Source organism: Paenibacillus sp. FSL H8-0168, from assembly GCF_038592955.1.
In the GTDB taxonomy this organism is placed as follows: domain Bacteria; phylum Bacillota; class Bacilli; order Paenibacillales; family Paenibacillaceae; genus Paenibacillus; species Paenibacillus polymyxa_B.
Map to the genome: position 1 here is coordinate 1,192,934 of NZ_CP151948.1, position 14,030 is coordinate 1,206,963.

11 protein-coding genes are annotated in these 14,030 nt (G+C 48.8%); 7 read left to right on the forward strand and 4 right to left on the reverse strand.

Annotated features, from left to right (window positions below):
- Positions 1 to 6: 6 nt before the first annotated feature.
- The 7 genes from MHI21_RS05470 to MHI21_RS05500 all read left to right on the forward strand — a co-directional run bounded on the left by MHI21_RS05470 (position 7) and on the right by MHI21_RS05500 (position 8,450).
- Positions 7 to 771, forward strand: a complete 765-nt coding sequence (locus tag MHI21_RS05470; protein ID WP_342419605.1) for a HesA/MoeB/ThiF family protein — start codon at positions 7 to 9, stop codon at positions 769 to 771.
- A complete protein-coding gene (locus MHI21_RS05475) occupies positions 749 to 1,885 on the forward strand; it encodes a homocysteine methyltransferase (protein ID WP_341162124.1) in 1,137 nt (378 codons plus the stop codon). The genes MHI21_RS05470 and MHI21_RS05475 overlap by 23 nt, the downstream gene beginning before the upstream one ends.
- Before the next feature lie 245 nt (positions 1,886 to 2,130).
- Positions 2,131 to 3,855 carry an ABC transporter ATP-binding protein gene (locus tag MHI21_RS05480; protein WP_342420181.1) on the forward strand — a complete coding sequence of 575 codons (1,725 nt, stop codon included), beginning with the start codon at positions 2,131 to 2,133 and terminating at the stop codon, positions 3,853 to 3,855.
- Positions 3,848 to 5,686, forward strand: a complete 1,839-nt coding sequence (locus MHI21_RS05485; RefSeq protein WP_342419606.1) for an ABC transporter ATP-binding protein — start codon at positions 3,848 to 3,850, stop codon at positions 5,684 to 5,686. Before MHI21_RS05480 ends, MHI21_RS05485 begins: the two co-directional genes overlap by 8 nt.
- Positions 5,687 to 5,876: 190 nt before the next feature.
- Complete coding sequence (locus tag MHI21_RS05490; protein WP_342419607.1) at positions 5,877 to 6,533, forward strand: DJ-1/PfpI family protein; 657 nt, start codon at positions 5,877 to 5,879, stop codon at positions 6,531 to 6,533.
- A gap of 317 nt (positions 6,534 to 6,850) precedes the next feature.
- The gene (locus tag MHI21_RS05495) at positions 6,851 to 7,390 is read left to right on the forward strand and encodes a TetR/AcrR family transcriptional regulator (protein WP_342419608.1); all 540 of its coding nucleotides are present in this window, start codon (positions 6,851 to 6,853) and stop codon (positions 7,388 to 7,390) included.
- A 148-nt stretch (positions 7,391 to 7,538) separates the two neighbouring features.
- On the forward strand, positions 7,539 to 8,450 hold the full coding sequence (locus tag MHI21_RS05500; RefSeq protein ID WP_342419609.1) for an AraC family transcriptional regulator: 912 nt from the start codon (positions 7,539 to 7,541) through the stop codon (positions 8,448 to 8,450).
- 68 nt (positions 8,451 to 8,518) lie between these two features.
- On the opposite strand, the gene MHI21_RS05505 is transcribed toward MHI21_RS05500, so the two are convergent.
- The 4 genes from MHI21_RS05505 to MHI21_RS05520 form a co-directional block, all read right to left on the reverse strand.
- Positions 8,519 to 9,919 (reverse strand): sugar porter family MFS transporter, encoded by a 1,401-nt coding sequence (locus MHI21_RS05505; protein ID WP_341162120.1) that lies wholly within the window; start codon positions 9,917 to 9,919, stop codon positions 8,519 to 8,521.
- A 226-nt stretch (positions 9,920 to 10,145) separates the two neighbouring features.
- Positions 10,146 to 11,483, reverse strand: a complete 1,338-nt coding sequence (locus MHI21_RS05510; protein WP_342419610.1) for an AraC family transcriptional regulator — start codon at positions 11,481 to 11,483, stop codon at positions 10,146 to 10,148.
- Positions 11,458 to 12,906, reverse strand: coding sequence for a histidine kinase (locus MHI21_RS05515; protein ID WP_342419611.1), 1,449 nt, complete (start codon positions 12,904 to 12,906; stop codon positions 11,458 to 11,460). Before MHI21_RS05515 ends, MHI21_RS05510 begins: the two co-directional genes overlap by 26 nt.
- Entirely contained in the window at positions 12,903 to 13,901 is a 999-nt protein-coding gene (locus MHI21_RS05520) for a sugar-binding protein (RefSeq protein ID WP_342419612.1), read from the reverse strand. Before MHI21_RS05520 ends, MHI21_RS05515 begins: the two co-directional genes overlap by 4 nt.
- Positions 13,902 to 14,030 lie beyond the last annotated feature (129 nt).

Consider the following 14,030-nt stretch of genomic DNA (forward strand, 5'->3'; position numbering starts at 1 on the left):
GGACGAATGGTACAGCTGCTGGAAGACAGTAGATACGGACGCCAGTTGAAGCTGCTGGGAGTGGAAGGTCAGAACAAGCTAAAGCAAGCTACTGTTATGGTCGCAGGCATCGGAGGATTGGGAGGAACAGCGGCCATGTACCTAGCCGCTGCCGGAGTGGGGAAGCTGATATTGGCCCATGAGGGCTTAATCCATCTACCTGATATGAACCGGCAGGTGCTGATGGACAGCGGACGAATCGGGGAGGAACGGATGGAGACGGCATTGCAGCATTTGCATCGTATTAACCCAGAGACCCAACTTGAGGGCCACGCCCACAGAATCACGGAAGAATCCTCTGGACCATGGGTAGAAGCGGCGGATATCGTGATTGATGCACGGTATGACTTTCCGGAAAGATATGCGCTGAACAGACTATGTGTTCGACATGGCAGACCGATGATAGAAGCGGCCATGTACGCCTATGAAGTATCATTGATGACCATTGATTCCGGTAGGACGGCATGCCTGGAATGTCTCTACCCGGAAGGCGGACAGCCTTGGGAGCCTCTGGGATTCCCGGTTCTGGGAGCCACCTCGGGTTTGATTGGCTGTATGGCTGCATTGGAAGCGGTCAAATGGATTACAGATGCGGGCAATTTGTTCACTGACCGTATGTACCGTATGAATGTGCTGGATATGAGTAGCTGCACTATAGCAGTCAAACGCAACCCGTGTTGCCCTTGCTGCGGAACGGGAGGGGATATAGATGAGTCAGTTGCATATTTGTGATACGACACTTCGTGACGGAGAACAGGCTCCGGGCGTTGCCTTTTCGGCCGAGGAGAAAACTGAAATTGCCATCATGCTGGACTCGGCGGGGGTGGAGCAGGCTGAGATCGGAATTCCGGCAATGGGAAAGGCGGAGTGCAGGTCTATTGCCAGGATTGCTGCTCTCGGACTTCAGATGAAGCTAATGACCTGGAATCGCGCGGTGTTCACGGATATTGATGCAGCTGAATCGACAGGCGTCGGCTGGGCCCATATTTCGGTTCCCGTGTCGACGGTGCAGATGAAGTCCAAGCTGGGTATGAATCCTGAGCAGGTGACAGAGCTGATCCGCAAGTCTGTCGATTACGGTCAGTGTAAAGGATTGACTGTTTCCGTAGGCTTTGAGGATGCTTCAAGGGCAGATGACCTGTTCCTTGAGCAGTTGGCGAATCAGCTCTACAGGGATGGCATCCGGCGCTTCAGATATGCCGATACGCTGTCTGTTCACCATCCCGCTGCGATAGCTGCCCGTATAGACAGGCTTATATCGCGCGTGCCGCAGGATGTGGAGCTTGAGATTCACTGTCATAATGATTATGGCCTAGCGCTTGCCAATACCCTGGCAGCTTTGCAGGCGGGAGCTGTCTGGGCCAGTACCACAGTGTCGGGCCTTGGGGAAAGGGCAGGTAATACGGCGCTGGAGGAGGTGGTGATGTCGTGGAGGGACCTATATCAAGGAACCTGCAGCGTCCGTCCCGAACTGCTGAACCCGCTGGCTGCACTGGTGTCTAAAGCCTCCAACCGAATCGTTCCCGAAGGCAAGCCAATTGTGGGAGACTTGGTATTCGCCCATGAATCCGGCATACATATCAACGGTCTGCTAAAGGAGCGCGCCGCCTATCAGGCCCTTGATCCAACCGAGCTGGGCACTGACCATTCGTTCGTACTCGGCAAGCATTCGGGCAGAAGTGCAGTTCAATATATGCTGGAGCAGGAAGGAATCGAGGCGGGCTCCGGTGAAATCAAGTTTGTGCTAGAGCGACTTCGCCTAGTCGGTGAAGATCCCAAGCGTGTCATCCATAGCGCGGATTTAAGGCGCTGGCTGCAGTATTATCCGGCAGAGCTGCCGAAATAACCGAAAAGGCGTTCCCGTCCGGTAAGTGTGACCGTGACTGGAACGCTTTCTTGTATATCTTTTAATTTCACAACCCGAGTCTCCAAATTTGCTGGTTAAACGAAGCCGTTCAGAAGGGTATAATAAAATATAGTGCTGTATAAAGTGCGTATATATGGTTTTACAGCAGACAGGTTCGAATCTTATAACCATTACACGCTGATCTGGAAGGACGGCTATGGGCAATTGGAGGAATGCTTGTGGGAATGATGTTTTCTTTTCTAAAAAAATATCGAGTTCCAGCCATCGCAGCGCTCGTGATGATGTTGCTGGAATTGACGGTAGAGCTATCGCAGCCATATTTGATCTCTAAAATCATTGACGAGGGCATCCGACAGCAGGATTTGTCCGTCGTCTGGTTATGGGGCAGTGTACTGGTGGGGAGTGCCGTTATCGCTTTTATGGCGGGGATATCCAGCTCTTTTTTTGCTTCACATGCAAGTCAGGGCTTCGGCTATGATTTGCGGGAAAAGTTGTACCGTAAAGTGCAATCTTTTTCGTATCCTGTGTTTAAACGTTTTGCTACTTCGTCGCTGATTACGCGCCTGACCGGGGATGTCACGCAAGTACAGGATACGGTGTTTATGAGCCTGCGGTTTATGACACGGGTTCCGCTTGTAGTCATCGGCAGTATTGTGATGGCACTGGTTGTACATTTCAGGCTTGGGCTGCTATTGGCCGTTATGGCCCCGGTGCTGTTCGTGTTTGTGCTGGTGATGATGCGGCGAACGGTCACTTTATTTAAGGGTGTCCAGCGTCGCCTGGATGACGTTAACGGAGTGATTCAGGAGAATCTGACAGGCATCCGACTCATCCGGGTTTTTGTGCGGATGCGGCATGAAATCGAACGTTTTGCCCATTACGGAGGCGAATTGATGAAAGGGACGGTGTCCGCTTTGCGCTGGACAGAAACGACGATGCCGTTCATTTTGTTTACGATGAATGCAGGGATTATTGCAGTACTTTGGTTCGGACGCGGCCAAATTTCCACTGGGGATGCCAGTGTAGGACAGGTGGTTGCAGTCGTCAATTATTCACTGCGGACGATTGGAGCCTTGTCTGCCTTATCAGGTATCGTTGTTGTATTTTCCCGGGCAACTGCATCTACCGGGCGGATTCGAGAGGTATTGGAAACATCTAATGAAGATAGGCAAGAGCTGGAGCTTGTTTCAACGCATCATACACGGATTGAGGGACAGGTGGAAATGGACCGGGTGAGCTTTCATTATCCGGGCAGTGATTTAGCTGTACTAAAGGATATATCTTTTAAGGCGCGATCAGGCGAGCGGATAGCTATTATGGGGGCCACTGGCTCGGGCAAATCCTCACTTGTTCAGTTGATTACACGTCTGTATGAAGAAGATGAAGGTCATGTGCGCTTTGACGGAAAGGACGCTCGTGAACTGGACGCGTCCATATTACGAGAGGCGATTGGCTATGTCCCTCAGGAGGTACTGCTATTCACCGGCTCGATTCGGGATAATATTGCTTGGGGGCTGGAGAATGCCAGCCTGGAGCAAATTAAGGAAGCCGCACGCATGGCGCAAATTCATAATATGATTGAACGCTTGCCGCAAGGCTATGACACGATGCTCGGGCAACGTGGCGTCAATCTGTCTGGGGGACAGAAACAGCGGCTTTCGATTGCCCGCGCACTGGTGCGCCAGCCGGCAGTGCTGATTTTGGACGACAGCACAAGTGCGCTGGATGTAGGGACAGAAGCAGCACTACTGAATGCACTCGATGGTCTGTCCTGCACGACATTTCTCATTACGCAGAAGATCAGCTCGACCGCATCGGCAAATCAGATTTTACTGCTGGATGAGGGTCGCCTGATGGCAAGTGGAAGCCATGAGCATCTCATGGATAGTTCGGATCTGTATCGGCGTATCTATGAATCACAATATGGAAAGGAGGAGTCGCATGTTTAAGGAACTCATTGAACCGTTCCGTCAGCCTACACCGCCGTCCGGTGTGCTGCGAAATCCGGCGGGAGCTGAAGGACGCCGCAAGGCCAAAGCGAAGAATTGGTCTGGCACATTAGGACGGATATGGGCTTATCTGGCCCGCCGTAAGGCCAAACTGATGCTGGTACTGTTCATGGTACTACTCAGCTCCGGGCTGGCTCTGCTGGGTCCATATCTGGTCGGCGTAGCGGTAGATGATTTTCTCGAAGGTCCGGGTGGACGCACGTGGATTTATTTTCTCATCGGATTAGGAGCTGTATATCTGCTCAACTCGCTGACCTCCTGGCTGCAAAATATCTGGATGATCGAGATTGCCCAAGAGACGGTGTACCGCATGCGTTTCGATCTGTTTTCACATTTGCATCGACTACCGATTCCTTTCTACGGCAAACGTCAGCAGGGAGAGATTATGAGCCGTCTGACCAATGATATTGAAAATGTCAGTTCTACGCTGAACAGTTCCGCCATTCAGATTTTTTCAAGCATATTGACGCTAATCGGTACACTCACGGTGATGCTGTGGTTAAGCCCGCTGATGACCCTGCTGACCTTTATCGTGGTGCCGCTAATGGCTGCCGGGATGCGCTGGATTACACGTCGCACCGGGCCCTTATATAAGGAACGCCAGAAGAATTTGGGCGAACTGAACGGATACATCGAAGAAACACTGTCTGGGCAGCAAATTATTAAAGCATTTTCGCAGGAAAAGAGAGTCGTCCGTGGTTTTGGCGAGCGTAATGACCGTATTCGGCTATCGGGTTTCTGGGCACAAACGATTTCAGGCTTTATACCGAAGCTGATGAACGGACTGAATAATCTCAGCTTTGCTATTGTAGCGGGGATCGGTGGGATTTTGGCCATTCGCGGCTCCATCACTATAGGTACAATTATTGTATTCGTAGAATATGCCCGCCAGTTCACCAGACCGCTGAATGATTTGGCTAACCAGTGGAACACCCTGCTGTCCGCCATTGCCGGAGCTGAGCGTGTATTTGAAATATTGGATGAAGATGAAGAGTCCAAGGATGAACGCAGCGCAGTGGAGGTAGCGCATGTGGAGGGGGCGGTGCGGTTTACGGATGTTTCCTTCGGTTATGATGAGGGAAGCGCTACGCTGGAAGGTATCTCTTTTGAAGTCAAACCTGGTGAAATGATCGCACTAGTCGGCCCGACCGGGGCAGGAAAAACGACACTGATCCAGCTCCTTTCCAGATTTTATAGCCCCGACAAGGGAACGATTACGGTGGACGGACGCGATATCACCACCATACAGCGTGAAAGCTTGCGCTCTCGCATGGCATTTGTGCTACAGGACTCCTTCCTGTTTCAGGGGACGATTCGTGAAAATATCCGCTTCGGCAGACTGGACGCCACCGATGAGGAGGTTGAACAAGCATCGAAACTGGCCAACGCCCATTCCTTTATCATGCGGATGAAGGACGGATACGACAAGGTGCTGGAAGCGAACGGCAGTGGCATCAGTCAAGGGCAAAAACAACTGTTGGCTATTGCCCGTGCTATTTTGGCCAACCCTTCCATCCTTGTACTTGACGAGGCAACCAGCAGCATCGACACCATTACCGAGATGAAGATACAAGAAGGACTGGAGCGGCTCATGCAGGGTCGAACAAGTTTCGTCATCGCGCATCGGCTGAATACCATTCGTCAGGCTGACCGGATTCTGGTCTTGAAGGATGGCCGTCTGGAGGAGCAGGGTTCTCATGATGAACTGCTGGCTCACAAAGGCTTTTACAGTGATTTATATTATGGTCAGTTGAGAAAGCAAAGCTCTTAAGCGGCTCGCGATTAACAGCTTTGCAGGTATACTTAAAAAGGGCTACCCCGGGGTGGTCCTTTTTAAGTATACCTTTTTACAGGTACCTACTATTAAAGTTTTATTACATCATCAAATATACCCATACCCCGTATATGTATGTTAGTATGGGTATGCAAGAATAAAATTCCACTTCAAAGGAGAGATCATCATGAAAATCGCAATCATGCTTTTCGATGGAATTACGGCATTAGATGCAATGGGTCCATACGATGTATTTGCTGCTACACTGAAATGTGAAGTGAAGTTTGTCGCTAAGAAAAAAGGGTTAATCAAGCTGGACTCAAATATGGGTTATTTGCATGCCGATTACAGCTTTTCTGAAGTTAGTTCAGCTGATATTCTTGTTGTTCCTGGATGCAGTCCGCCAAATTATAAAACCCCAATGAATGACGAAGAAACGTTAAATTGGATTCGCCAAATACATGAAACTACAAAATGGACCACGTCGGTTTGTAACGGCTCTTTGATTTTGAGCGCAGCAGGCTTGTTAAATGGAACCGTAGCCACCAGTCATTGGGGTTCCTTAGACCTGCTCCAATCTCTTGGAGCCATTCCAACAGATGAGAGAGTGGTTCGTCAGGGCAAAATGGTTACAGCAGCCGGTGTCTCCTCTGGTATTGATATGGCACTCCAGTTAATAGCTTGGGAATTGGGAGAAGACATGAGTAAAGGAGTCCAGCTGATTTTGGAATACGATCCTCAGCCTCCGTTTGACACGGGTTCACCCAAGAAAGCTCCTGCTAAATTGGTAGAACAAATAAGAGGCATGTTACAGGAGTTTGCAAAACAGGAGCCCAATAGCTAGGCTCAATAGGTCTGTATTTTTTTTACAATAGCCCTATTTCAACTAGTATAGTTTACACATAGTAAAGGGTTACATAGTGTAAATGGTTGAAGGGGGTTACAAACATGAGCAGCTTACCTAAGTCTGCTACATTTCCACTTTTCATTCTGATGTGAATTTGTTTATTGCATCATTACGGTTGGTGCAATTATAGGCATCGTTGTGCAGATATGGCTGCTCGATTATCTCATCAAGAGACTTGGAGAGATGAGGCTAATACGTCTCTCTTTGATCATGACAGCCATCGCTTTATTGTTAATGTTAAGGATGTATGCAACGTGGCTGGTGTAAGCCGGGTCACATTCTATAAGCACTTTCAGTCCATGAACGAACTGATCTTTGAGGTTCAGATGGAAATCCTGGGGAGCATGACCGAATTTGTTAGAAGGGCGCCTTCAGCCGAAATGAGCGGGAAGAAGATGCTTACTTCGATGCTTGATGCATGGATTGATTACGCTTGGCAACATCCGGAATACATCAAGTTTATTCTTTTATTCGATCTGCATTACGAAGCTTATGATTCAAATCAAGAACTCAAAGAACAGTACAAAAATTTTGTTAGCAGGGGAAAGGAACGACATTTCCTGATGGATGCTCTGGAAGCTGGATTCCAAGATGGATCATTGAAGTCTGATACGGAACCCTTAAAGACCGCTCATTTTATCTTCACGTCTATGATGGGTATACTCCAGAAAATGAGTCTGACGTCCAAGGACGATTGGAATAACGAACTTGCGGATATACAAATTGCTAACCGATTTGTGGGAATGTTGATTCAGTATTTAAGTCCAGAAAGTGATAAATCCCCAACCTTTTAGGCAGGAGTCGCCTGCCGTATTCCAAAGGATTTCAGATCGTCCGATGGAGTGAAATAGAAGTACATGGCTCAGTCTGTTAAACTGTGAAAATAGAGCGGTTGCAGATACGTTGTCGTGTTAGCCTTATCTATTTTGTGGAGGTGCGGGGATGAACGGAAGTCTGTTTGAGCCACGGCTACGTGACGGGGATTATATTCCCCGTTTTTTTGCTTACTATTACAAGCAATGGCATGACTATACCATGTCTTACCACGATCATCATTCTACCGAAATTATGTACATGATTTCCGGCTTTTGCAGGGTAGATGTACAAACGGGAGAGAATGTGGAAGAAAGCATCACGCTGCGTAAAGGCGAGTTTATTATGCTGGACGCAGGTGTACCGCATCGGCTGGTGGTGGAAGGAGAACAACCGTGCCGGATGCTAAATGTAGAGTTTGGTTTTAAGGAGGGAGTGAGAGTAGGGCCGTCCATCCGACAAATGGCAGCAGAGGAGCAGGAGGTCACGACTCTCATGTCACGTCCGTTCCCGTATTTGGTACTATCGGACCCGGAAGAGTTATATTATGCGCTGAAAAGTCTCGTGCTGGAGCTGGACCAACGAAAAGAACAGCCGGGTGCAATGGCCGAGATGCTTTTTATGCAATTGCTAGTACGAATTGCACGTCTACGGGAAGAGGCAGAGCGCAGCAACACGCAGCAAACGGATATGTACATCAAACGATGCATTGAATTTCTCCATCTGAACTATGACCGAGATATTGTGGTTAAGGACATGGCAGCAGCCGTGAATCTGCATCCAGGTTATTTGCACCGCATTTTCAAAAAACATACTGGACAAACGCTTACCGCGTATTTAACGATGCTGCGAATGGACAAGGCCCGTATGCTACTTCAGCAAACGGACATTCCCATTCAAGAAATTGCCGATTATGTAGGCGTGGCCAGCAGGCAATATTTTCATATGTTGTTCAAAAAGCACACAGGCCAAACCCCTGTAGAATACCGCTCAGCTGTGGAGCGCAATGTGAGGAACTATGCGGAGGAGGTTGGGAACTGATAATAAGAAGCCTCTGAACCATTGCCGATTTAGGTCGGTATGACTCAGAGGGCGTGGTTAAAGTTGGGTCATTTCCCAAGCCACATATTTTCCATCTGTTCAAGTGATCTCCCCTTGGTTTCGGGAACCTTGCGCCATATAAAGACTACGACGAACAACGAGATGGCTCCGAATAACCAGAAGGTATTGGACGGGCCGGCTGAACTCAGCAGAGGAGGGAAGGCCTGCGATACTAGATAATCGCCGGCCCACAATGCCATCGAAGCGATGGCTACCGCTTTGCCGCGAATGCGGTTCGGAAAGATCTCCGAGATCATAACCCATACGATCGGTCCAAGCGATATAGCATAGGAGGCCACGTAGATCAATATTAGGATGAGTACGAGCGGTCCGGTGGTCAAACCCATTTTGAATGCGGCTCCAATAATGACCAAACAGCAGGTCATCAACGAGGTGCCGATGATCAGCAGGACTTTTCGTCCCGCTTTGTCGATCAGCCATACGGATACGATGGTGAACAACACATTGATCAACCCGATCCAAATGGTCTGGGTCAAAGAAGCGTCCGTACCGAGTCCCATTCCTTTAAAGATAACCGGCGCGTAATACAAAATGGCATTGATACCGGTAATATGCTGCATAATGGCGAGCATGACACCGATAAAGAGAGCGACCCGAATACCGGGAGCAAACAATTGCTTCAATGAGTTGTTCTCATTTTTGAATGATTCCTTGATATCAAGCACTTCCTGCTTAGCGGCTTCTTCACCGTGAATTTTCAGCAAAATCGGCAGCGCTTCATAAGGCCGATTCTGTTTAATAAGCCATCGCGGGCTTTCGGGTATGAAGAGCATCAAGAGCATAAAGATCAGTCCGGGAACGGCTCCCACTCCGAACATCCAGCGCCAGGCTGTTGAGACACCCCAGGCTTCATCCCCCATGCTGACGATCCACGAATTCTGAAAATAAACCAGGAAAATCCCTGTTACGATCGCCAACTGATTTAAAGCAACCAAACGACCTCGGTATTTTGCGGGAGCAATTTCCGCGTTGTACACCGGACAAACGGTGGAAGTGATTCCTATGCCAATGCCGCCGATCATGCGAAAGATAACATACCCGGTGAACGTGTCTTGAAGCGCAGAGCAGATCGAGCCGACGACGAATAAAAATCCGGCGGCCAGTAATACCTTTTTTCTGCCGATCTTTTCACTCATGTAGCCGGAGAGAGCCGCTCCGGTGACACTCCCGACAATCAGACTTGACACCGCCCAACCAACCTGAAATTCGCTCAGCGAAAAACGTTGCTGTAGGAATTCGACTGCTCCCGAAACAACCGCGATATCAAAACCGAACAGGATACCTCCGAGCGCAGCTACGATGGATACCAACGTCACAAAAAGCATATTAGGTTTTTCTGATTGAAGCGCTTTCCGTTGAGCGCTTTCATTATTGATGATTACTGCCATATGATCATCTCCCCTCCAGATCTCTGGAACCTCATTCCGTTCTTCGAGGAGAAGTATAACATGCGCTTATAAAAGAAAGGCCGGTTATCGTCTTCAATAAACGGACCTTTTCATGCACGATTTTGGCTTCGGTTCCCGAATCGGAGATAGAGGGGCTGAACCTAGCATTACCTTGTCATTCGAGCTTAAAAAAATCCATGCTGATAGTCGGCATGGATGAATCTCACTATTTTTGGCCTTTAAACTCAGTGGGAGGAACGCCCGTTATCTTTTTAAAGACGCGGCTAAAATAGTTCGGGTCCTTATAACCCACTTCAAAGCTGATTTCCTTAAGAGTAAGGTTGCCAGCCTTAATCAGAGAGATGGCTTTATCAATCCGCAGCCGGGTTACAAAGTCGATAAATGTTTCTCCGTATTCCTGTTTGAAAATTTTGCTGAAGTAGTGAGGATTCAAATGGACAAAATCAGCCACTTCTTCCAGCGAAAGATCATCGTTGAACCGTTCCTCGATATACATTTTCGCCCTACCCAGCATAGTCAGTGTTTGAACCTCTCGCTGTTCGCGTATCCGTTGCAGTGCTGACATGACGTACGTCTGCTGAAGCATTCCATTCTCCGCTTTGATGGCAAGCAAAGAAGCGTTTCCAGCCTCTGATGACTTTAGTTCGTCAAAGTGGCAGTAACCTCCATCCCGTTTACGTAGGGTGGAGGCAAAAACAGCTTCAAAATAGGATTTGCGAAGTCCTTCCTCGCCGTTATGCAGCGATCCGATTCCAATGGCTGTCTTTATACCAAGTTGCTGCTGGGCAAGCTCGGAAAGCTGCTGAACAAGGTGTTTAACCAACTGGCGCCAGTCGTTTTCGCTAGTGGCAGGCGGCTTGCGTAAAAAAGTGGCTACATGATGGTCGATCAAAGAGCTTACAATGGCATTCGGGCCATGCGTTTTTACATAGCTTCGGAAATGATCGTAAATTTTCTTTTTATCCTGCTCGTCCGTATATCCGTCAAAGGCGGCAATGATGGCGCTTCCCTGATCAAGAGGAAAGTCCAGCCATTCTGATAGCTGGGAAGCGCTCGAATCCACGGTCTGGTCGACCATAAGCATTAAAGCTAGCTCATTTTCTGCGAGCGGCATTAACTGTGAGATTTTATGCCTAAGCTCCAATTCTTCCGTACGTGCCCGCTTCTCGCACTCAATTTCTTCAATCAGTCGTTTCAATGTGCCGATGATGAGTTCTCGCTTCGCCGGCTTCAGAATATATTCTTTTACGCCCAAAGAGAGCGCCTCCCGGGCATAGGCAAAATAATCGTAGGCAGTGACGAGCACGAATCGGGTATCGGGAAGCCGCTCCTTTAATTCACGAAGCGCCGCAAGCCCGTCAATTCCGGGCATATTGATATCCAGAATGGCAATATGGGGACGGTGCTCTTCCGCGCATTCAATCGCCATGCGGCCGTTGCCGGCATGAATAAACCGGAATATCCCCGGCATCGCCCGTTCCACTGTCAATTCCAGTCCTTCCCTCTCCAAAGCCTCGTCATCCGCGATCAACAACCGATACATCAGTCCGCTCACTCTCCTTCTTGACTGGAATTCGTATGGTTATGGTAGTACCTCGTCCGAGATTGCTATTGATTTCAACCATTTCTTCTTCCTTTCCGTAGAACAACTGCAGCCGCCTAAACACATTTTGCATTCCAAGTCCTGTTGAACTGCCGCTTTCGGCTTCGCCTTTAAGACGGAGTACGGACAGTCGGGTTTCCTCCGTCATACCCTTTCCGTTGTCCGAGATTTCAATTTGTACATCCTCGTTCGCTCGCGACAATGTCAACGTGATAATGGCTCCGTCTTCCATATCTGCCACACCATGAAGAAAAGCGTTTTCAATAAATGGCTGGATCGTCAAGGCCGGAATTTGCTGCTGAAGTACGGAAGCGTCAAAGTGAAGAATAAAGAGAATTCTGTCCCGAAAGCGTGCCTGCTGGATGGTTACGTATTCGCGAATATGATCTAGTTCCTCTTGGAGTGTTACGGGTTTGTCCAGCTTTTGCAGGCTGTACCGTAGCAGATTGGACAGCGAAACGATCAGGTCGCTGGTTTTCTCCGCCCCTTCCAGGATCGCCAGCTTGGAGAGCACATTTAAGGTATTGAATAAAAAGTGCGGATTAATTTGATTTTGCAGAGCCAGAAGCTCCAGTTCCTTCACAAGCCGCCGCATTTCCAGACTCTGTTTATCCTTCTCAATGAGGATACTCAAATCGGCGGACATTTGCGAAATGGCGTCCGACAGTACGCCTAGCTCGTCATCCCGTCGCGGTTGGGGCTTGATGTTCAGATCACCTGTGGCGATTCGCTTCGCCAGTCCGACAAGTCTGCCGACAGGGCCAGTAATGCTGCGCGAGATCCAGATTGCAAGCAAAACCCCCATCAGCGCGTTCATGCCGAACAACGCGACTCCCCATCCGTTCATTCGCTCATTCTTGTTCCGGATGTTCTCAATGATTGGTCGGTAATAAGCTAGTTCAGCATCGATCAGTTGCTGACCCTCCTCATGAATATAGCTGACGGTTTTCTCAGCTTCAATATAATGTTCAAAAGCCGATTGAGGATCTTGTGCCTTTGCATCCAGAACTGCGGCTTGTTTCTGTTCAAGAAATGTGGCCAACAGATTCATGTAGTCCTCTTCGGCGAAAGAAGGGTCGGTCGAGTCGGAGACTTCCTGAATTCTGGCTTTCAACTGCATTAATTGGTGTTCTGTCGGACCCTGCACAACCTTATCGCCTCTTGGATTAAGTAGATAGGCATATAGGAGCTTTAAGTTGCTCTCCGCCGATTCGGAGGTTTGCTCAATGAGGAGAATTCGGCCAAGCATTTCATCGTAGCTCTGTTGTACGACCTTTCCGCTTTGGAATACAAAATAAGCGATGATATTGGCGAACACAACTAGAAGAGGGATGAACAGAAGCAGCTTCGTTCTGATCGTCATCGTCTGTCATCTCCGGACATGTTGTCGGGAGTGTCCGCATGCACTTCATATACCCTGGTGTATGTTAATTGCTGGGGATCATTCCCCTTTAGATAATCATTCAGCAATTTTATGGCCTTAGCCCCCATTTCTTCTGGCTGTTGAACAATGGTCAGTTCGATTTTGCGATCTTTGATCGCTTCCAACGTCTCGGCCATATCGTCAAAAGCGAAAATTTGCAAGTTCTGCGCTCCGCGCCGTTCCGAGGCTTCCAGAATGCCAAGGCCGTCCAGCGCACTGAATCCGACCATGTAGCGGATCTGCGGATACCGGGTGAGCATGTTCTGAGCTTGCTGTGCTGCCTGAAGCCGTGAAATATTTGAGGAGCGAATCTCCACAATGCGGAGCTTGGGATAGCGACCGATCACGGAACGAAATCCAGCAAGCCTGAGTCTCTGATTCTCAACACGCTCGCTACTGATCATAACTCCGATGTCGCCACGCTCTCCAGAGGCTTTCGCTAACAGCGCGCCCATCCGTTTTCCTGCTCCTTCGTTATCCGTTCCCACGTAAGCTAGTCTACGGGAGCCTGGTTCATCCGTATCGATCGTGATGACGGGGATGCCAAGTCCGGCTGCTTTGTCGATTAGTCGGCGATACTCTGGATCATTTATCCCTTGAACCAGAATTGCATCCGCCTTACTGGCGATCGCTTTATCCAGCAGTTTGACCTGCTCGGACGGATTAATGCGGTCCGGCCCGATATAATCGAGCCGCATACCGTACTGTTTCGCTTCCTTTCGGGCTCCTTGTTCGATTGACCGCCAGTAATAATTATCCAACTCCTGTGATATCAGTACGACTTTTGTATCGGAAACCCCGTCTTTTGGAGAAACCGTCTTCAATAACTCTGCAAATTGGTGAATTTGAAAAGAAGACAGAGTGAACTGAAAGAGCAGCCAGGCAAATAGCAGGAAGACGGGGATAAGGATAAATGTCCATTTACGGTTTGACATGTCTTGCTCCTTTGTCAATATTTAGAGACTTAATTCATTATACAGCAACAAAAGAAGCGTAGGCAGCTATCGTCAACGGCAAGCAGTATTTATTGATGCGAAAGTTAGGATTTTTGACACCTAAATACG